This is a genomic window from Paenibacillus sp. NPDC056933 (assembly GCF_042674385.1).
Lineage (GTDB): Bacteria > Bacillota > Bacilli > Paenibacillales > Paenibacillaceae > Paenibacillus.
In genome coordinates this window covers 1,539,562-1,560,061 of record NZ_JBHUQN010000001.1, presented here as the reverse complement: position 1 = coordinate 1,560,061, position 20,500 = coordinate 1,539,562, and the positions used below count along the sequence as shown (strand labels likewise).

17 protein-coding genes are annotated in these 20,500 nt (G+C 47.5%); 4 read left to right on the top strand and 13 right to left on the bottom strand.

Features of this window, described 5'->3' with window-relative positions; translation table 11 throughout:
• Positions 1-10: 10 nt before the first annotated feature.
• The 3 genes from ACFTRD_RS07090 to ACFTRD_RS07080 all read left to right on the top strand — a co-directional run bounded on the left by ACFTRD_RS07090 (position 11) and on the right by ACFTRD_RS07080 (position 3,713).
• The gene (locus tag ACFTRD_RS07090) at positions 11-892 is read left to right on the top strand and encodes a helix-turn-helix domain-containing protein (RefSeq protein ID WP_379378369.1); all 882 of its coding nucleotides are present in this window, start codon (positions 11-13) and stop codon (positions 890-892) included.
• 137 nt (positions 893-1,029) lie between these two features.
• Positions 1,030-3,018 carry a GTP-binding protein gene (locus tag ACFTRD_RS07085; protein WP_379378367.1) on the top strand — a complete coding sequence of 663 codons (1,989 nt, stop codon included), beginning with the start codon at positions 1,030-1,032 and terminating at the stop codon, positions 3,016-3,018.
• A 17-nt stretch (positions 3,019-3,035) separates the two neighbouring features.
• A complete protein-coding gene (locus ACFTRD_RS07080) occupies positions 3,036-3,713 on the top strand; it encodes a tetratricopeptide repeat protein (protein WP_379378365.1) in 678 nt (225 codons plus the stop codon).
• A gap of 183 nt (positions 3,714-3,896) precedes the next feature.
• Here the strand turns inward: ACFTRD_RS07080 and ACFTRD_RS07075 are convergent, their stop codons facing one another.
• From ACFTRD_RS07075 to rpiA, 13 genes are all read right to left on the bottom strand, one after another.
• Positions 3,897-4,952, bottom strand: a complete 1,056-nt coding sequence (locus ACFTRD_RS07075) for a phosphotransferase (RefSeq protein WP_379378363.1) — start codon at positions 4,950-4,952, stop codon at positions 3,897-3,899.
• Positions 4,953-5,081: 129 nt separating this feature from the next.
• Positions 5,082-5,708, bottom strand: coding sequence for an SGNH/GDSL hydrolase family protein (locus tag ACFTRD_RS07070; RefSeq protein WP_379378361.1), 627 nt, complete (start codon positions 5,706-5,708; stop codon positions 5,082-5,084).
• A gap of 195 nt (positions 5,709-5,903) precedes the next feature.
• Positions 5,904-9,071, bottom strand: coding sequence for an MMPL family transporter (locus ACFTRD_RS07065; RefSeq protein WP_379378360.1), 3,168 nt, complete (start codon positions 9,069-9,071; stop codon positions 5,904-5,906).
• Positions 9,068-9,526 carry a MarR family winged helix-turn-helix transcriptional regulator gene (locus tag ACFTRD_RS07060; protein WP_192266194.1) on the bottom strand — a complete coding sequence of 153 codons (459 nt, stop codon included), beginning with the start codon at positions 9,524-9,526 and terminating at the stop codon, positions 9,068-9,070. The genes ACFTRD_RS07065 and ACFTRD_RS07060 overlap by 4 nt, the downstream gene beginning before the upstream one ends.
• 217 nt (positions 9,527-9,743) lie before the next feature.
• Complete coding sequence (locus ACFTRD_RS07055; RefSeq protein WP_379378357.1) at positions 9,744-10,181, bottom strand: GNAT family N-acetyltransferase; 438 nt, start codon at positions 10,179-10,181, stop codon at positions 9,744-9,746.
• Between the two features lie 64 nt (positions 10,182-10,245).
• Positions 10,246-11,232, bottom strand: a complete 987-nt coding sequence (locus ACFTRD_RS07050; RefSeq protein ID WP_379378355.1) for an N-acetylglucosamine kinase — start codon at positions 11,230-11,232, stop codon at positions 10,246-10,248.
• A 121-nt stretch (positions 11,233-11,353) separates the two neighbouring features.
• Positions 11,354-12,067 carry a class I SAM-dependent methyltransferase gene (locus tag ACFTRD_RS07045; RefSeq protein WP_379378353.1) on the bottom strand — a complete coding sequence of 238 codons (714 nt, stop codon included), beginning with the start codon at positions 12,065-12,067 and terminating at the stop codon, positions 11,354-11,356.
• A 64-nt stretch (positions 12,068-12,131) separates the two neighbouring features.
• Positions 12,132-13,097, bottom strand: a complete 966-nt coding sequence (locus ACFTRD_RS07040) for an alpha/beta hydrolase (protein ID WP_379378351.1) — start codon at positions 13,095-13,097, stop codon at positions 12,132-12,134.
• 176 nt (positions 13,098-13,273) lie between these two features.
• Positions 13,274-14,992, bottom strand: a complete 1,719-nt coding sequence (locus ACFTRD_RS07035; RefSeq protein ID WP_379378349.1) for an ATP-binding protein — start codon at positions 14,990-14,992, stop codon at positions 13,274-13,276.
• 13 nt (positions 14,993-15,005) lie between these two features.
• Positions 15,006-16,094 carry a cobalamin B12-binding domain-containing protein gene (locus ACFTRD_RS07030; RefSeq protein ID WP_379378347.1) on the bottom strand — a complete coding sequence of 363 codons (1,089 nt, stop codon included), beginning with the start codon at positions 16,092-16,094 and terminating at the stop codon, positions 15,006-15,008.
• Positions 16,095-16,351: 257 nt separating this feature from the next.
• Complete coding sequence (locus ACFTRD_RS07025) at positions 16,352-16,813, bottom strand: MarR family winged helix-turn-helix transcriptional regulator (RefSeq protein WP_062321916.1); 462 nt, start codon at positions 16,811-16,813, stop codon at positions 16,352-16,354.
• Between the two features lie 15 nt (positions 16,814-16,828).
• Entirely contained in the window at positions 16,829-17,428 is a 600-nt protein-coding gene (locus ACFTRD_RS07020) for a GNAT family N-acetyltransferase (protein ID WP_379378344.1), read from the bottom strand.
• A 24-nt stretch (positions 17,429-17,452) separates the two neighbouring features.
• Positions 17,453-18,124, bottom strand: coding sequence for a ribose-5-phosphate isomerase RpiA (gene rpiA / locus ACFTRD_RS07015; protein ID WP_379378342.1), 672 nt, complete (start codon positions 18,122-18,124; stop codon positions 17,453-17,455).
• A 619-nt stretch (positions 18,125-18,743) separates the two neighbouring features.
• Between rpiA and ACFTRD_RS07010 the strand changes: the two genes are divergently transcribed.
• Positions 18,744-20,486: a methyl-accepting chemotaxis protein gene (locus ACFTRD_RS07010; protein ID WP_379381214.1), complete on the top strand. Its 1,743-nt coding sequence runs from the start codon at positions 18,744-18,746 to the stop codon at positions 20,484-20,486.
• Positions 20,487-20,500: the final 14 nt, after the last annotated feature.

Here is a 20,500-nt window from a genome sequence, read left to right as displayed (position 1 = left end):
AGGAGATCGAATGGAACGTTCACCCGTTCGTACGACCATTCAGGCGGACTCGGGCATTCCCTTTCGTCTGGTGTATGCAGATACCAAGTCCCCTCAGAACGAATTGCCGGATCATCTTCATGACTGGCATGAAATTATTTATGTATATCGGGGGCAGGGCACCATTTTCATTGATACCGGGCTTGAAGATATGCAGGAGGGTGATTTGTTTATTATTCCGGGCAGCACGGTACATCGCGCATTGCCAGATGCCGGAAATCCGGTGACATCCTCTGCCTTGTTCTTCAGTCCAGGATTACTGGCATCTACAGCGGGGGGCAGTGCGTCAGCCATGCTATCGCTGTTTGAACGCTGCCGCAAACGCAGAGTGTACAAGAGACATCTGGAGGGTAAGGAACAAGCCCAGGTTGCTAAACTTATTGAAGACATCCATGCAGAATTCAAGTTGGAACATCACTTGAGTGCCCACGCAGCTCTGCTGCGATTGCAGCTGCTGCTTATTTTTCTGGAGCGGCTGGAGTCAGCTGGTCCGGCTAGCCCTGGCAGGAGTGTCCCTGGGCCAGGTTGGCTCTCCTCTACGCTGACTCATATTGATGAAGAGCTGCGCAAGGGCTTTTCCTTGCCAGAGCTGGCACGGCAAGCAGCGGTATCCCCTGCTCATTTCAGCCGTGCGTTCAAAAGGTATACGGGTATGACACTAACTGATTTTGCATTGGCCCGCCGGGTCATTATGGCGAAAGAACATCTGCTTCAAAGCGATGAGACCATGGCCGTTGTTGCCGATGCCTGCGGCTTCGAGAGCCTGCCCCATTTTTATCGGCAATTTAAGAAACTGACAGGAACCACACCTGCTGCTTATCGTAAAACCATGAAAAGGCAGGATCAATATTGAACTATCATGACATCCTGAAATGTAGATATTCGTCTAAGTGTAACATATTCTTCCATACACTTCGTGTGGTATGATATAATACTGAACTACAATGTCGGAAACGATGCGTTTCTGCTGCCAGAGGAGCCTTACATCCCATGTTAAACGAAATGAATCGAAGAAATATCGGCATCTTCGCTCACGTCGATGCAGGAAAAACAACCACGACGGAGCATATGTTATTTCATAGCGGTGTCGTCCGCAGTCCAGGTCGAGTAGATGACGGAACAACAGCAACGGACTCTCTGGATATTGAAAAGGAACGAGGCATTTCCGTACAAGCCGCTATGACCTCTTTGATCTGGAAAGATACGATTATTGATCTCATTGACACCCCGGGTCATATCGATTTCATCTCGGAAGTCGAGCGATCCCTGCGTGTAATGGACGGAGCCATCCTAATTGTGTCCGCCGTGGAAGGCGTGCAATCCCAGAGCGAGACCATCTGGCATGCTCTCCGTTCCCTTGGAATTCCTACCCTAATCTATATTAACAAAATGGATCGGGTTGGTGCTTCTGCTGAAACGGTTATTGAACAGATCCGCTCCAGCCTCTCTCCCCTTGTATGTGAAGTCCAAACATGCCGTATGAACGAAGATGTATTCACGGGTATTGACTCTCTATGGAACGAGCGCCAAAAGCTGCCAACCGACTCTCCTTCATCTGTACCTGGCCTTTTTGAATTACTTGCCGAGCTCAACGAAGATCTAATGGAATCCTACATTAATGGTGAATTGCCTCCTGCTCATCTGCTGGGAGAAACGTTTCGCAAACATGTGCATCTTGGTGAAATGTTCCCCATTTGTTATGGTGCTTCTGGCAGAGGAATTGGCGTAACTGAACTACTGGATGCCATCATTGAATTTCTTCCTGCACCTGCGCAGCCTCAAGATGCTTCAGTATCCGGGGTTGTATTCAAAATTGAACGGGATAAAACGATGGGCCGTACCGCCTATGTACGCATGTATGGTGGAAGCGTGCATAATCGGGATACGATCTATAACTCCACTCGGAAGCTGGAAGAGAAGGTAACACAGATCCGTCGAATGGATGGCCGGAAATGGGCCGATACGGGTGCCGTATATGCCGGACAAATCGCTGCCCTGTATGGACTAAGTGACACACATGTTGGTGACATTATTGGCAGCCCCGAGGGTGTGCCTCCTATACCACAGATGGCTGTTCCCTTATTGACTGTTCAGGTCCATGGTAAAGACACAACCCGTTACCCTGACCTTGTAGCGGCATTGCAGGAGTTGACGGATGAAGATCCTCTGCTCGACCTGCAATGGTTGCCTGAAGAAAGAGAACTGCATCTCAAAGTGATGGGAACCATTCAGCTTGAGATTCTGTCCAGCCTGCTGATGAGCCGTTTCGGACTGGATGTCGAATTCGACCCGCCATCCGTCATCTATAAGGAAACGCCTCGTTCTTCGGGGGAAGGATTCATCGCGTATACGATGCCCAAGCCCTGCTGGGCCATTCTTCGATTCAGTATTGAGCCTTTGCCACGTGGGAGTGGCCTGATCTACTCATCCACGGTTCGAACGGATCACCTCCTGCTTCGTTATCAGAATGAAGTGGAGCGCCGCATTCCCGAAGCGCTGTCTCAGGGTCTGTTGGGATGGGAAGTGACTGACCTGCGCATCACGTTAATCGAAGGGGAGCATCATGTCTGGCACACCCACCCCCTGGATTTCGTTGTGGCCACGCCGATGGGGATCATGGAAGGGTTGGCAAGCACAGGCACAACCCTGCTGGAACCCATTCTGAATTTCCGTTTAACGGTCCCCGAAGATTATGGTGGGAAAGCACTCAGTGATCTGGTACATATGCGGGCAACCTTTGAAGCGCCGATCATCGGAGGGGGACGATGCATCGTTGAAGGACGCATGCCTCTGGCAACCTCCATGGATTATCCGGTGAAACTGCGTTCAGAGACAAGCGGACGCGGGGTGCTGACCACTTCTTTTGCAGGGTACCAGGATTGTCCTTCGGATGTGACCCGTACGCGGAAACGCATAGGAGTTAACCCGCTGGACCAATCCAAATATATTTTAAGCGTTCGAAATGCGATTACATCATAAATGGAGTTGACTCTGTCGTGCTGATTAAATTTCTAATCTTTGGCCTGCTGTGGCGGATTGTAGGCAATCCAATCGTGGCTGTCCTTATTTTCCTCATTATTCTATATTTCCTGGATCGTCGCTATGTTGGGGTGATGCCAAGCTTCATGAAGCCCCTTAAGCGTATGCGTAACATCTCACGGCTCCGGCAACAGCTTGCCATGAGTCCGAATGAAGTCTCTTCCAAGCTGGATCTGGCACGCCTGTTGATTGAACGCAAACGTTATAGCGAAGCTCATGCACTGCTGATTGAACTGGAGCGTCCTTACGAGCAATCAGCCGAATACTGGGAGGCGCTGGGCACAACTGAACTTCATCTGGGTCATACGGAAGAAGGTGAGCGTCATATTTTGCAGGCACTGGATATTAATCCAAGGGTGAAATATGGACGGCCTTATCTGACACTTGCAGGTGCATTCAAGGAAACTGACCGGGACAAATCTCTGGCTTACGTTCAGCAATTTCAGGAGATTCATTCCTCATCCAGTGAAGCGTACTATCTGCTAGGTTCGGTGTACCGTTCCCTAGGACGTACTGCTGATGCAAAACAAGCCTATGAACAATCATTGAACGTATATCGCTCCTTGCCAAAATATAAGAAGCGCCAGGAACGTCGCTGGGCTGTACGCAGCTGGTTCCGCAAACGTGGACTCTAAAGCGACTGTATTCTCGTGATTTAACAGTTACATATGATGTAAAGTAAATATCAACAACCATTCATGAAAAACGATCTCATTAAAATAAAAGTGCACTGACTTTGCCTTAGGGCAAAAACCAGTGCACTTTTTTGCACATTGAAAATCCATTCAATACTTATCAATTTCACTTCACAGGCCCGATCAGATCAGCAGCCCACGCAGCCGTTCCTCATTGCTCTTCATCCAGTCTACCCGTTCTCTCAACTTCCTGATCTGCTGTACAGCCACTTCTGGCTCATCTGTACCTTCAAACATTCGGCTGATAAAATGCATCACCACATCCAGACTTCGAAGCAGAATCAGCTCCGGAATCACGCTCAGCTCTTCTGGTTCCAAGCTAACCCGTAGTCTGAACCCTTGAATCAGGCCCTCCAGAGCTGCCCACATCCATGCCTGCTCCTTGTCCATCGTCAGAAGGTCGGACATGGGAACCGCCAGCTCCATCACCCGCAGATCCCATGTAGCAAATTCAAAATCCAAAATAGCACATATGTGTCCCTGCGAATCTGCTAACACATTCGATGCATTCAGATCCCCATGCACCAGTTGATGCGGCAGAGTTTCCATCCCTCGGAGCGCATCAAACAAGTCCGGCAGCACATCCTTCAACTGCTGCAAGTCTTCCGCACATGCCGACAGCGTACCCGGGGGTGATGTACATATTTGTAACAGTTTCTCTGGTGAACAAAGTGGGTAGGCCTCCTGAATCCGATAGTACGGCGGATAGACGGGTTCAAGCGATAAGGGGAGGTGTTTCATAGCGGAGGACAGCGTGCCCGCCGCCTTGCCCAACCCATTCAGCTGATCCGGTGTATTCCAGACCGGGTTATGTCCCTCACGATAACGGAATAACGCCACTATTTTGGTACGGTTCGTGAGGCAATCCTGCACTGCCAGAAACGTTTGATCCTTTGGGTCAGGAAGGTTAACGGGTGTCGGCACCTCAAGCTCAAAGCCTGAACACGACAACGCTGACAGCACCCCATGTTCAAAAGCAATTTTCAATCGATCATTATGCGTTTCATACTGCCTAAGCACATAACATTCTTGGTCAATCTCTACCATAAAGGTAGAATTATTCATGCCTCCCTTTCCGCGCTGAGCATTCCAGCTGGACGTGAAGCCATACATGGATAAAACATTGGCTATTAGCTGTTGTTCTATCTCATTTAAGGAACCTGAATCAATGTTGGGCACCAAAAATAACTCCTTTATCTCACGAAATGCAACCTCTGTATGTCCCCATCTTAACGGAAGTGTCTCTTTCGGTCCAGTACGGTATCCAAGTTGATTTACTCTACGCTTTACCCCCCAACTCCGCACGGATCAGGCAAATGGATGGTATCCTGTACGATTCAGCTGCTCGGCAATCACTCGATATCCTCTTGCATTGGGATGAACCCTGTCCCAGAATAACAGTTCCCGTTCACGTCCCTCAAATCGGTCGTACACCTGGGCACAGGCATAATTCCCCGATCCCGCAGCATTCAGAAAAGAATTATACTGCCTCACCCAATAAGCCGCTTCCGCCGCTTGCGGGTACGGGTTGTACAACCCAATCGTACGAATCATATATACATGGCTTCCTTTCAACTGCCGGATATGCTTCATGATCTGGGATACATTACTGCGGGTATCGCCCAGCACCTGTGTCATTTTGCTCGCATTCGGAATCCCTCCACTGGCTTTGAATGTACGAATCAGATCATTCCCGCCGATCGACAACGTAACAATATCCGCTTCACGCAGCGATTGCCGTACTCTTGGATTGCCGGATATCATGTGCAGCATTTCCCCTGAGGTCAGTCCATTCACTCCCAGATTGTCCATGGATACAAACGAACGCACATTCATTTCAGCCATTCTCCGATATAAAGGAACAAAGCCGGTGCCCAGCAGCGCTCCTGTACCTACCGTTAATGAATCTCCTATAGCCACGTATCGATATACCATCCCGCCGCCCCTCTCTGCTGTGTGTTGTAAATTACACATATACAATTCCTATATATCGTATGAGAGGAACGGAGACAAGGCGCGGGATGGTGTCCGTAGGCATACACATTTATTTGTCTGATCAACATTCACTTGCACCAAACCATATAGAAAACCCCGCCGAAATACCAGCGGGGCTGTTCATAGTTCATATCATTACATGCCTAAATGGCGATCCGATTCAACAGAATCCGTCTGTTCTTTGTTTGGGAATGGCCACCAGTTGGCACGGCCGAACATTTTCACCATTACAGGAACGAAGAATGGCAGGAACAACAGAGAATACAAGATCAGTCCACTAAGTACAACCGTTGCAATTTGCATCATCGAAAGAACTCCCGATGGATACATCGCGGCAAATGTACCGCTTAGAATCACGGCAGCGGACAGGATTACCGTACCCATGTTTTTCATGGCATATAGCATGGCATCCTGTACTCTCATGCCTTTGTTCTCATTGAAACGGTCCATCAGGAAGATGCTGTAATCCACGCCAAGTGCAATCAGCATGACAAAACCGAAGAACGGTGTTACCCAGCTGATGCCCGAGAACCCAAGTATATTCACAAAGATGGCTTCAGTCAGAGCCATGGATGTGAAATAAGCCAGCAACAATGAGATGATCAGATACAGCGGCATAATCACTGAACGCAGCAGCAGGACCAGAATAATAAACGTACCTGCAAGCATCAGCATGACTGTCCGTGTATAGTCATTGTTTGAGATTTCCTGCAAATCTGCAAACGTACTGGTCACTCCGCCAATCGCAATGTCCGCTTTTTCAAGTGCACTTCCCTGTACCGCACGATGTACAGCAGCTTCGATATCCGGGACACGATCAATCGCTTCGGTCCCATATGGATTCTCGGCAAAAATAACGTCAATCGTCATCGTTTTCCGATCTTTGGACAGATACGTATCGAATACCTGCTTGAAGTCCTTATTGTTCAGAGCTTCTGCTGGAACATACCAGCCAGCCAGATCGGAATCAGGAGAGTTTTGCAATTGTGTCAGGTAATCCTGCGCTGAATCGAGACCACCGGAAACCTGCTCAATTCCATCAACACTCTGATTAAGACCATCCGTCAATTGAGTCAATTGACCACTCAGATCCGAGAAGCCTTGCTGAATTTTCTCCTGACCACCCTGGAGCTGGCCAAGTCCGTTCTGGATTGAAGGGATTTCGCTAATCACTTTACCCTGACCGTCAGCGGCCTGTTTGAGACCGGATTGCAGCTGACCGATTCCTGTTACAATCTGGCCCAGACCATCGGCAAGTGCCTTCTGTCCGGATGCTGCAGAGGCAAAGCCTTCATTAGCCTGATTAATTCCAGCTGCGGCTTCACTGAGCTTGGTCTGAATTTGCCCCAAACCTTGAGCAAGCTGTGCCGTGCCAGTACCCGTCTCACCAAGTGTACCTTTAACCCGCTGATAATCAGCGTCTTGCAGCAACTCAGGATAACGCTCCTCAAGCGCTTTAAACGATTCGTTCAGGCTTTTCAACGCTGTAGATACACCTGTAAGCTGTTGTTGCAGTTCACCGACACCATCACCGAGCGCAGCTACACCTGCTCCTGCTTGACGGTAAGCTTGAAGCAACTGATTGTTCGCCTGCGCAAGTTGATCTGCACTCGTTTTAGCTTTTTGAAGACCTGCTTTCAGATCACCAGCACCCGAGGAGCCGTCACGAATTCCTTTTTCAATCTGCTGAAGTCCTTCAGACAACTGTGTAATACCCGACTGCAACTGGGACGTACCCTTCGACAGTTCTCCTGCCCCATCAGCTGCTTCTTTAAGCTGTGGTTCATTTTTGCTTAACTGACTGCTGGCCTCGCTCAGACCATCACGGATTTTATCCAGACCCGTTTTACCCTCGCCCAATCCATCAGACAATGTCCCCACTTGCTGTGTCACTTCAAAATCTTTGATCTCATCACCGGTTGGACGTGTCATGCTGCGGACACCAGAGATGCCTGGCACCTTCTCCACTTCCCGGCTGATCTTCTCGGCGAGCGCCATATACTTGGCGTTGTCCATTGCTTCATCATTCTGGATTACGACCTGACCCGGCAAGGATTCACCCGGACCGAAGCTGTCCGAAATGATATTGAATGCTTTGACCGAATCATATTTATCACCAATTTCATCGAGACTGTTAAACGACAGTTTGCCATCGTAAGTCGCCAGCAATGGCACACATACCGCTGCAACGATGAGCAGAGCTGCCCATGGACGTTTTAGAGAGAAACGGCCGGCTGCACCATAAATCTTGCTCTCGGCATGCTCCAACGATCCTTTGGATGGCCAGAACAGCCTTTTGCCCAGCACGGCCATAAAAAATGGAACAATCGTGACTAATGCCAGCATCATCACGGCAATACCGACAGCAACCGCTACCGCGGAACGATAAAGCATAAACTGTGCAAAACCAATGGCAATGAATCCAACCAGCACGGCGAGTGCGGAGAAGAATACCGTTTTGCCTGCTGTGCGGTACGTAGCAATGATGGCATCCCACGTATTTTCATGATGAGCCAATTCTTCCTTGAACCTGCTAATCAACAGGATGCAGTAGTCCGTACCAATCCCGAACATGACGGCCACCATAAAGATCTGCGTAAACGTCGATATAGGGAAGTCTAGTCCGTCCACAAGGAACGCGACAATCTGCTGTGAAACAATGTAGCTGATCCCCACCGTAAGCAGCGGAACAAATGGAGCTACGAATGAGCGGAATACAAGGAACAGGATGAGTAAAATAAATACAACGGTAATGTACTCCGATTTTTTGAGTCCTTCTTGGGAGCTTTCCACCGTATCCTCATCAATCAAGCCTTTACCGGTTATGTAATGCTCCACATTGACCGATTTTAATGCTTCATTAAGGTCTTCTCGCATTTCCTTGACTGTTCGGTCTCCCTGATCGATGGAAAGCGACGTTAAGATCGTCTTGCCATCGGCAGAAATCATTTTATCTGACAATTCAGGCTGAGAGAATGGTTCCAGTATGGACAGAATGCCCAGTTTCTCTTTTTCGGTCTCCAGCTTCTTAACCGCCTTCTCTGCCTCTTCTTTTCCATCGGTACCCAAACCATCCGGATTATAAAATACAAGAGCCAGCTGGCTGCCCTGCTGCTCTCCCTTTTGTGCTGCAGCTTCGTCCAGAATGGCCGCTGCCTGTGTGGATGAGTACCCGTCAGGAACTGAAAACTGTCCCTTTTCACGAATCAGTTCACTCATGTTAGGAGCAGTGAACATCAATACGGCAGCCACAACGACCCATAGCCCCATCAACCACCATCGCGCTTTCAAAATCGTTCTCATTCGTTCTCCTGTCCTCCTTCTTGCGTTAGCAAAGCTGCAAGCTTCTCAAAGGATTCAATGAAATTGTGAACCTCTTCCGGTTTGAAATGAACCAGATACGGCTCCAGAAGCTGCTGTATTTCCTGTTCCGTTTCCCTGTATACTTTCCGTCCGTTATCCGTCAGGGTTAAATACACAACTCTGCGGTCGCGCTCATCCCCGGCCCGATGGACCAGATCCCGATCCACCAGCTTGTTGACCAACGCAGTAATGCTGCTCTTGCCTACACACAGAAGCTCTGCCAGATCAGAGGGCGTACAGGACGGTTTCTCTTCGATCATACGAAGTGCACAGAACTGATCGGTGGTAATGGTTTGCCCCATGCGTTCACGTATCTGGGTATCAAACCGTTTGGTTACGAGAAAAGAGGCATCCAAATAGCGATTAACCAAGCTTTTGGCATCCGGTGTGTTCATCTTTCATTCTCCTTCCCCGATATATAGTTCACTCATCGAACTATTCTTCAATGAAACTATTCTATAATGAAACTATATTGCAAAGCAATACGTTTTTCCTAATTATTTTAAGTAAATGACAAAAAAACAGGACGTCCGACTCAGCTGTTTCGCCAAATCCCACATCCTGTTATAGTTATGCTCTATTTGCGTTGCACAGTAGTAGACAGCATCAAAACTATTCTTCGTCTTGCTGCTCGTCTTTTTCCAACACACAGCGGAATCGTTCCACACCCGGATACAACTCGCCCAAACTATAGACCACGAATCCCGTATTACGATAAAACTCCACCGCTTCCACATCGGTTTCTGCGATCAGTCTGTCGGGATTATAGTTTGCCAGCAGCTGTGAAATCATGCCCCGACCATAATTTTTGAACCGGTTCTCCGGCAGGACTGCGATGTGATGAATGGTAATCTCACTGGTTCCTGTACGCTCATATCCAATCAGACCGATCAGCTGGCCTTCGTCTTCATAACCTTCCAAATGCAGCTCGTCCTTATCAACATACTGTTGTAACGCACGATTCAACTGATCCGGGTCCGGAAAGACCGAGTAGGACAACAACTCCTGCACTTCCGGCTCCTGTATGCGTGATTTTAAATCAATTAACACCCTGATTCCTCCTATTAACTTGCTTGATGCCGTTATCGTATTGTAGTCGTTAGACTTTAAAAGTTCAAGTCGTATGCAGTTTCAGCTCCGATTGGAGTTCAGACGTGATACCTTCAGGCACCTGGATTTCTGCCAAATGATATGCGTCCAGCAGTGCACCGCCGACTGCCGGCAGATTGCTGGTTATGTAATGAATTTTTTGCCCTCCTTGTGTATAGGCTGCATCCAGCCCCTTTCGAACAGCCTCCACCATATAAGGTGTACTTAAACAACTTCCAGTGAGTGTCATGGACACCTGTTGATCATCAAAACAGGACGCAATCATAAGAATACCCACAACAGCCGTATCCGCTGCCGATTCACATACTCTGACCGCAAGAGGAATATTCAGCGCGGCTGCTTCGGTCACCAAGGGAGCCATTTGACCAAATTTCCGATTGATGGCTTGTCTATTTTCAGCAAAACCCGCTACGCCGAGCGCAGCAAGCTCTGGAATGGAAGTTACATTCCAATACATTAATACACGCTCGATTAAGAGTTGATCCTGTAGCTCATAACGTCCTGCAAGGATGGAATGCACCGTGTCATATGCCAAAAATCGTGCTGCTGTCGGTGCATAGTGCCCGAACTGATCATTTCGAAGCCACGTTCCCTGTCCCGTTTTACCCAGAATCAGAGAACCTGTGCCTCCAATGGCTACAATGCCCGGCTCACCACCAAAAGCCGCCGTATGTGCGATATGGGTATCATTTACCGCGCTGATCCGGCCAGAGATCCCTGTTTGGGCCAGCAATGCTTCGGCCCAGAGCGTATCTTCAGGCCGATCCAGACCTGCCATCCCCGCCTGAATGGAGGCAATCTGTTCCACTTCTAGCCCCGCTCCGCGAATGGCTTCAGTAATACCGTCCAACACATGCCGTTCTGCATTGGCATCATGATAGCGGTTGCAACCACCCTTTTGCACGTACGATAAAATCTTACCGTTCTCGTCGGCCAAAGCCACACGTGTATGGCTTCCCCCGCCATCCATCCCAATCACATATGTACTCATTCTTTTCCCCCATGTTCTGGTGTGGTGATTTCCCGTGTCCCATGTGCTTCTCATGATGTTCCTATTGAGCTACCGAGTAATACATCTGCCGGGACCTCGCTACTTGATCCCGGCAGAGCTGCTATTGCTTCTGTGCAGCGAAACGAAGCAGTTCACAACGGAACTGGGTCGGTTCATCATATTTTTCCTCTTCAATCGTCTGTGTCACATGTTCCTGAAGCAGAATATTCCAATCCCTATAAGCATTCTCCAGCAATGCGATAGCCTCAGCAGTGGGCAGATTCAATTCAATCAATGGTTCAATCTCCCGGCCTGTGTTGATTTCCTTCTCCTCTACACTCGTACTCATCGTGATACAATGAATGCCGCCTGTACGGGTTCCCACTTGTAATCGTTCAATAGCTTCTACCAAGGCTTGTTTATTTGAAACATGTTCCAGGCAAGAGCAAGCAGCAATATAATCAAAATGATCCGGCTTGACAGCGTAATGCTCAACATCCGCTTTCTCTACTTGCACAATATGATCAACCTGATATTCTTTCGCATATTTGCGAAGTCCATCTACAGCTTCGTCCAGCAAATCCACGCCGATGACTTCACTGTTCGTTTGCCCGAGACACTGTGCAATCGGAATCGTATGTCTGCCTACACCGCATCCCAAATCCAGAACACGCAGCTCCGTCTTGTGGGCAAGCAGACGCTCCAGCATGTCCATAACCATAGGCATGGGCCTCGACATCCAGGTACCGGACGCGAATAATTCATTATTCTGATAGAAGTTGGAATGGTAACCCGCCTCTGCTTTCCTTGCAGCCTCAAATTGTTCATTTCCCATAAAGGCACCTCCATTCTCTTTCCAATCACACCTTCTATTTAATACCCACAATGCACCACTGGAATCAGGTCATTACAGAATCAGAATACGACAGGTTCTTTTTCAAAAAGGATTCAAGTACCTCCTCGTATCGGGTACGATCCACTTGAAACGCAGTTCCATGCCCTGCACGGGGAATGGTCAGCAGTTCCTTTTCCGTTGGACAAGCCTCATATAGCCTGTACACCATTTCAGTCGGTACAAACGTATCCGCCTCACCATGAATGAATAGAACCGGAACATGAACGTTGGCAAGCTGATTTAGCGCTGAAGCCTCTCCGAAGAAATAGCCCGCCTTCCATCTGGAGATGAGGCTGGTAACAGGAATAAACGGAAATGCGGGCAGTTTGTATAACTGTTTGAGCTGGAAAGTCAGCTCCTCCTTCACTGAGGTATAAGCACAATCAGACACGATGGCCCTCACCTGATGCGGCAGAGCTTCGCCTCCTGTCATCAGTACGGTTGCTCCTCCCATTGAAATTCCGTGCAGAATGATCTGCGTCTCGAGCCCGACCTTGCCGAGAACCCATTGAATCCATTGAACATAATCTTTACGGTCCAGCCAGCCAAATCCGATGATGTCGCCTTCGCTTTGTCCATGACCGCGATCATCCGGCATCAGCACGTTAAAGCCCTGTTTTTCCGCATAAAAGCGAGCAAAGCCCGCCATTTCCCGACCTTTTCCGGAATAACCATGCGCCAGAATAACCGTGCGACGTTGTGATCCGCCTTTTACCGAAAGCCAAGTTCCGTGTAACTTTAAGCCATCATGCGATTCAATGCGAACCGCTTCTGTTTGCTGCTCGTCAAGCCACGCCAGATCAGAAGCACTACTAATGATCTCGTTATCTGGTTCGGGCATAAGATTAGGATTATCAACGAGAAATGATTTTGGAGCACGCCGAATGGCTGTTTTGAAGAAGTAAAGCCCACCTAACCCTAGTATAGCAAGAACAATTAGCACTAGAATCGCAAAACCATATACGAACATGAATATTCCCTCTCTTTCAGTCAAGCTTCCACGTGAAACATATATGTATATATCCCATAAAGCGCAAAAGGGCTGCAATCCTAATGCTACGTAAGACTGCACACCCATATATGCCTGACTACTATATATAAAATAATTCCGATCCTCGCCTATTCTCCTAAATGGAACCTATCATTTTATCTGTTGTTATTCACATCCTCCAATGCAGAACAGGCTTCCTTATATGCAGGTAACAACGCATCCAGTAATGGCTCTGCCTTCATGGACTGTCCCTCCTTGGCGAATTGCTCGATTTTGGCAAACAACGTGGATAGATATTCAATGCCAAGGCTTAGGCTCCCAGATTTCAGATCATGAGCAGACTTCGCTGCAGCTACGTGATTGCCAGACACGATATGTCGCCGCAGTACTTCGATTTTGCCCGGTGTTTCGTCGCGGTACATATTCAGCAACATGCCAAGCAGGGTTGGATCACCCTCACTGCTTAACTCCGCAATCTCTCTCACGATAGTCATATTCAGTACCTCTTCGGACTCGGACGAATGTATCCACTTCTGAATCATGTTGTTCAGCGTTTCCAGCGTAAAGGGTTTGCCAATAAAATCATTCATTCCAGCTGCAAGACATTTGTCCTTCTCTCCATCCATCACATTTCCTGTCATGGCGATTACCGGAATGGGATGACGCATTTCATCCTGTTCCATCGCCCTGATTTTGCGTGTCGCCTCCAGCCCATCCATCATCGGCATCATATTATCCATCAGAATCAGGCTATACTTTTTGCTGAGGAAAGCAGCGACAGCTTCTTCCCCGTTTGAAACAGAATCCACTTGGGTAATGCCGAGCTTTTTGAGTTGCATCAGCACCACTTGCCTATTAATGACGTTATCGTCTGCAAGCAGGATGGACACAGGAATAGGGTTTTCAGTCTGATCCTGACTCTTCTGAGAGTGGTTCTCGTCATCTCCTGAACTTGCTTTACTATGCTCCGTCTTGCCAAGCGGAATCTCGAACCAGAACGTAGAACCCTGCCCTTCCTGACTTAGCACACCGATTTGCCCATTCATTAAGGTAACCAGCGAACGGCAAATCGACAATCCAAGGCCAGTTCCCTCATACTCCTTGGAGCGCCCTCGCTCCGTCTGCGTGTAGGGTTGGAATAACGTTTTCTGATCCTCTTCAGCAATACCAATGCCTGTGTCTTCAATCTCAAATCTTATATGCTGGGAGGCCTCACACTCTTTGACGAGGGCTACCCGGATCCGTACAGCTCCTTCAGTCGTAAACTTGTTTGCATTCTGAATCAGATTCATCAAAACCTGAGTAATGCGGGTAGAATCACCTTCAAGTACAGTACAGATGCGGGAATCATAATCGAGCGACAATTGATTTCCGTTCTTTCTCACTTTCGGTTCTAGCATACGAAGAATAGTGTTGAATATGGATTCCAGGTTCACTTCAGCTATCTCAAGTCGCATCTGTCCCGCCTCCAGTTTGGAGAGGTCCAGAAGGTCTTGAATCAGTTTAAGAAGCATTCTGGCGGCCTCCTGAATAACAGAAACCGATTTTTGCTGTTCATCCGTCAGAGGAGACATCTGCAGCAACTCCGCCATGCCCAGAATACCGTTCAGCGGAGTCCGAAAATCGTGACTGATGACTGCAATGAACGAACTTTTGGACTCACCTGCTGCCACCGCTTCACTTCTTGCCGCTTCAAGACTGGCATTATTTTTGGAAAGCAAGCGCTGCAGAGTAACCAATTCATTATTCATCTCTGAGAACTGGCCCAGAATTCGCTCTTCCTGCTCCTTGCTGCGGATGATCTGATCGGATAACTGTTCAATCGTTCTACGCAATGATTCTATCTCGCCGTGCTCGCCGTGTTCATTAGACATCACATCATCTCTCCTAATCGCGAATCATGCCCATAGCGTGTACGGTTGATGGCTGTGTCAACAGATGCTCTGCTACTTCAACAGCTTCATCCGCTCCTGGAGCATACCCGTCTGCCCCAATCGTTCTCCATAACACCTGATCAATATTAAAGGGGTAACCCCCTACCATAATTTTCACATGTACCGTTGCAGGATGATTACGAATGAATTGGATAAGTTCTTTTGCAAGATGAAGGTGATACGTCATGGTAACTGAAATCGCAACCACATCACCTCGATGGCGCTCAATCGCTTCAACTATGCTCCCATTGGGAACATTAGCCCCCAGATAGTAGGTGTCCCACCCTTCCATCTCGAACACATCTGTGAGCATGCGTAGTCCAATCTCATGTTGCTCGCTGCCTACACACGCTGCCACCATCTTTTTCTCCTGACCGGCATCCGTCAACCAACGAGGATATAAGCGCGACATAATCGCCTGGGTCGCAGCAGTACAAAAATGCTCCTGTCCCACACTGATGCGGTTGTGCTGCCACAATCGGCCAATTTCATACTGAACAGGCTGAAAAATGTATCGATACATATCACGAATGGCGGCCCCGTCTTCCAATTGTGCTTCAATAATACGTGCTGCCTCTTTCCGGTCGCTGTCCAGCAATGCTCGAAGATACGATTTCGCTGCCACACCATAGGGCATAGCGTCGTTAATATAGCTGGGTAATGTCTCGGTTTGTTCCATTCTGAAGATGCCCGTGTCCAAATAATCAAGCACAAGCCCTTTAGATGGATTGTCGATTTCTTCTTCCACGGTCTGTTTGATCAGTTTAAGATTAATTGCCAGATCCTCGGTTGACACGTTATAACCCGCCAAAAGGACTTTTAGCCAGGAAATATAGTGGGTAAACAGATTCGGACTCTTTACAAGCACACTCTCCGCCAGATAATTCAAACTATATAAAGAATCCTGCTTGGTACGCATTCGTCCATATTCGCCAAAGCGTTTCATGAGATCCGGCTGCAAAGCATACTGCTTCTCAGTTATTTTGTCAGCCAAGACCTCTGCCTGCTTCAATAAGTATTCTCCGGCTTCTTGATGAGTCATCTATCATCCCTCCTCCTGCCACCGTCTCTCTCAATCTGTACATCCCTTGTACTGTCATAACCATGATTGAGGTCGGCCAGCTGCTGTTCGGGATATCATTCGGATACAACTTATATGTTAATTATACATGAAACTATGAATGAGCCTAAAATCAGTCCAGTGATGATTTACAACATTCTCCTATAATTTGAATGGTCCTGCAAGTGATTTAGCAAGGTCTTCGCTCGTTTTTTCGACAAATAAAAAACTGACCCGCACTATTTGCGCAAGTCAGTTTTCCCCTCAGCAGCGAGTCCAAGCTTCTTTAATAAGCGAATCGCATCTGCTTTTTCGGATGGTTCCAGCCCATCCACTGCATCAATAATCACCTGATGGTGCTGAGGAAAGATTTGTGTAAATAAATGTCTTCCTTCCTCCGTCAATTCAGCGTATATAACACGCCGGTCTTCCTTGGATGCCCGGCGAAAGAGCAAGTTTTTATTCTGCAACTTGTCCACGACATACGTGATATTCCCGCTGGACATTAACACTTTTTCACCGATCTTTTGCAAGGCCTGCGGTCCTTTATGATATAACAAATCAAGTACGCCAAATTCAGTCGTATTTAGACCATGACTCTGGATATCCCGGTTGGACCTGGATGTTACGGAATTGTAAGCGCGGGCGAGAACCACAAATAATTGTAAAGACAGTTCCCGATTGTCCTCCTTGTTCGGCATTTCGATAATCCTCCATCAGTTGTTTACATTTCGATCTGCGTCTGAAGATCGCATCTGCTCCCACTCTTCGCGCAGCATTCCCATACGAATCGAATCATAATGCTTGCCGTTCACGATGCGGCATCTGCGCATGCGCCCTTCTACCTGTAATCCAGCCTTCGAAGCTGAACGCATCATTCGTTCATTACCTGACCATGTCGTCAAACCAACCCGGGCCAGTGGCAGTTGCTCAAATAAGTGACTGGACCACATTTGAAGAACTCGTGTGCCGATCCCGTGTCCCCATTGGGCTGAACGATATAGCACAATCCCCATTTCCAGCCACATGGATGGGCGATGTTCCCAATAATAGCTGATTGTGCCAACCATTTGACCATTCAGCTCAATAATTCGAATAGAAGACGGCTCGGAAGGGCCCTGAGTCGCTTCCAGTCGGTTAAGCATGCCGTGTTTAAAATCTTCGTAGCTCTCGTGCTCAAGGGCGTAATAAGGCGCATCCCATTGCTTCCATTCCGGTTCAACTTCACTGTAGATCAATTCATAGAGTTCAGACAAATCCTCTTTCTCTACACTCCGGAGGACAAGTTCGCCGTCAATTAACGGGTTTTCACTCATCTATGCAACGACCTCCTTTTCCGTTCAGGAATGATGACGCTCATCGATGCTGCCATCTTCTTTCGCAAGAATGACAATGTCCGCCATGTGAATAAACAGTCCATTATCGACAACACCCGGAAGCATATTTAATTGAACATTAAGTTCCGCAGGATGATCTATGACTTCCATGCGGCAATCCGCAATGAGGTTGCCGTTATCCGTAAGATAACGTCGATCCCCGTTCATACGCCATTCCGGGCGGCATCCGAGATTCTCAAGCGCCTGGAAAGTCCACTCTGATGCAAATGGAACTACTTCAACCGGAAGCGGGAATTGGCCCAGTTTTTGTACCGCCTTGCTGCCGTCAGCCACAATAATCAGTTTGTCGCTGTTTGCTGCCACAATTTTCTCCCGCAAAAGGGCCCCGCCGCCACCTTTAATCAGGTTGAACTCGGGGTCAACTTCATCTGCACCGTCAATGGTCAGATCCAGACGCCCGATCTGGTCGAATGGAACAATAGGAATCCCCCACTCTCTAGCGAGCTTGTCCGATGCTTCCGAAGTGGCTACAGCCTGAATGCTCAACCCTTCGCGTACCCGCTCGCCGATTCGGCATATGGCATAATACGCCGTTGACCCTGTTCCCAATCCAACCTTCATTCCATCTTCAACGTATTCTGCCGCGCGCTCAGCTGCTATCTGTTTAAGATTCATCTATAAACCCCCGCCTGCTCATGATTTAGGAAATGCATACTGTAATTATTATAGATAAAACCGCTTCCGATGTATATCCATGCCTCCCTTAGCCCCTTGGAAAACTTGGCCGAGTTCTCTGCTTTCCATCGCTCAAAGATTTTGTTTATGTATGATCTTGGTTAGATTAAATTCCAAATTAAACCACATCCCCTAAGCCCCATGTTAATTACGTTCTTTTTTAATGTTTAAGGATGAAATTTAACCCACCATGATATAGAATACAGAATGAAACTAAAAAATGGGAATTATTCTAAATAAACAGTTCTAAATACCTATGTATTACTTCATATGTCCATAAATACGTAAAATATTAAAAAAGTTTTAATGAAACTATTCAATTTAACGACATTTCATACGACATATTAAGTATAGATGTGTTTTAATTATTAGACACCTATGGGTATCTAGGTAAAAATATCTCTACATAGCGACTACCAACCCAAGACCATGGTCGCAGATTACACCTTTGGAGGGGATCGCAACATGATTTAAATTGTTACACGAGAGCACCAATAGATGTTTCTAAACCAAAGAAGATCAGGAGTGGACTGTAGTGAAATCATTAAGTTGGAAAAGTATGTCATTTTTTTCTAAAAATCTGTTACTCTCATTTACGAACATCATCATCATCGGTGTGGCACTCATTGCCAGCAGCTACTACTTTCAAAAAACGATTCTTGTAGATCAGCTGCATGGACAAGTGGAACAAATCACCAAAAAGTGGGCGGAGGGTATCGACTCTACCGAAGTACAAGCAGCAATTGCAGAAGGTAACTATGACGGAAAAGTACAAACAAAATTACGTGCTTATTTTGATGAAATGCAACAATATTATCCCAACATTGCACAAGCCTACATCTTTGGTGTCGAACTTGGCGGAGACAATAAGCGGTTAACTTCCCTTGTCGCCATGCCGACCAATCTGAAGGAGGCTTTTCAAAGCGAGAATGTAAATATCGGCGACATGTATGAACAGCCCGTCGTTGTAGCGAACGCGTTGAAAGAAATGATGAACACCGATCGCCCGACATTCACTACATTTTATTCCGATGATTTCGGAACCTGGACAACCATTGCGTATCCGATCAAGGATAGCAACGGCAAGATTTACTCCTATTTTGCCATCGATGCAGATGCATCAGCGGTACCAGCCGGATTGAACAAATTGCTCAAGAACGGAATTATCATCCTGGTAGCATTCCTGCTGTTGTTCCTGATTATCCAATATCTTGTTGTCAAAAACACACTTTCCCCTATCCGTCACCTGATGAAAGGAATTGATGACGTAAGTCGGGGTAATTTGAATGTCAAAATCCCTACCGGCAAAGACGATCTTGGAATTGTGAATGAAAAGTTCAATTTAATGGTGCGGAAGATCAACGACACTATCGTCAAAGTGCAAATCACTTCACAAGAAGTTAACGAGTCTGCCAAGGAACTATATGAAGTCTCTGAAAGAAACAGCGAGAATGCGGATTCCATCAATAACAACGTTTCTCAAATTACGTCCAACATTCGTGCACAGGAACAGGCCACCCGGGACAGTGCCCGTGCGATGTCCGAGATGGCTGTCGTCATTCAGACTATTGCCAGCAGCTCGGCGAGTGTAGCAGACGAAGCCTATGAAATGGAACGCCGTTCACAACAAGGAAACACTGTTGTCCGTCAGGTATCCGAGCAGATGAATCTGATTACGGAATCTGTTAAAAACACCGCTTCTGCCATTCAGGTTCTGGAGAGCCGCTCCCAGGAAATTGGCGATATTCTGAATATCATCTCAGGCATTTCCAGCCAGACCAATTTGCTTGCACTAAACGCATCCATCGAAGCAGCACGTGTTGGTGAGGAAGGCAGAGGATTCGCAGTCGTAGCTGGTGAAGTACGTAAACTGGCTGAGCAGTCCGAACAATCCACAAGCCAGGTGGCTGTACTGATTCAGGAGATTCAGGCTGAAATTAGACAGGCCGTTCGTGCAATGGAACAAGGTACCTCCGAAGTAGATACGGGACTTAGTGTAGCCCATCAGACCGGTCAATTGTTCGAAGAGATTCTGGAAGCAGCCAAGAAAGTATCCAATCAGATACAGGAAGTATCCAGCGCCACAGAAGAAATCTCTGCAGGTACAGAAGAAATGACCGCAACAGCGGATGACTTGTCTGCCAGTGTGAGCAAGACAGCTGACAACAGTGAGCGGATCTCTTCATCTGTTGATGAGCAAAAAGCTTCTCTGATTACACTTGTTGATTCCTCTACTCGTCTAAACACCATGTCTGAGGAACTGCAAGAACTGATTTCTCATTTTAATGTAAGTAAATTATAATTCAATCCACATTT

Coding starts and splice junctions, on each gene's coding strand:
- ACFTRD_RS07090 (WP_379378369.1), top strand. CDS start 11: ATGGAACGTTCACCCGTTCGTACGACCATTCAGGCGGACTCGGGCATT.
- ACFTRD_RS07085 (WP_379378367.1), top strand. CDS start 1,030: ATGTTAAACGAAATGAATCGAAGAAATATCGGCATCTTCGCTCACGTC.
- ACFTRD_RS07070 (WP_379378361.1), bottom strand. CDS start 5,708: ATGGTATATCGATACGTGGCTATAGGAGATTCATTAACGGTAGGTACA.
- ACFTRD_RS07065 (WP_379378360.1), bottom strand. CDS start 9,071: ATGAGAACGATTTTGAAAGCGCGATGGTGGTTGATGGGGCTATGGGTC.
- ACFTRD_RS07060 (WP_192266194.1), bottom strand. CDS start 9,526: ATGAACACACCGGATGCCAAAAGCTTGGTTAATCGCTATTTGGATGCC.
- ACFTRD_RS07050 (WP_379378355.1), bottom strand. CDS start 11,232: ATGAGTACATATGTGATTGGGATGGATGGCGGGGGAAGCCATACACGT.
- ACFTRD_RS07045 (WP_379378353.1), bottom strand. CDS start 12,067: ATGGGAAATGAACAATTTGAGGCTGCAAGGAAAGCAGAGGCGGGTTAC.
- ACFTRD_RS07040 (WP_379378351.1), bottom strand. CDS start 13,097: ATGTTCGTATATGGTTTTGCGATTCTAGTGCTAATTGTTCTTGCTATA.
- ACFTRD_RS07035 (WP_379378349.1), bottom strand. CDS start 14,992: ATGTCTAATGAACACGGCGAGCACGGCGAGATAGAATCATTGCGTAGA.
- ACFTRD_RS07030 (WP_379378347.1), bottom strand. CDS start 16,094: ATGACTCATCAAGAAGCCGGAGAATACTTATTGAAGCAGGCAGAGGTC.
- ACFTRD_RS07025 (WP_062321916.1), bottom strand. CDS start 16,813: ATGCCGAACAAGGAGGACAATCGGGAACTGTCTTTACAATTATTTGTG.
- ACFTRD_RS07020 (WP_379378344.1), bottom strand. CDS start 17,428: ATGAGTGAAAACCCGTTAATTGACGGCGAACTTGTCCTCCGGAGTGTA.
- rpiA (WP_379378342.1), bottom strand. CDS start 18,124: ATGAATCTTAAACAGATAGCAGCTGAGCGCGCGGCAGAATACGTTGAA.
- ACFTRD_RS07010 (WP_379381214.1), top strand. CDS start 18,744: ATGTCATTTTTTTCTAAAAATCTGTTACTCTCATTTACGAACATCATC.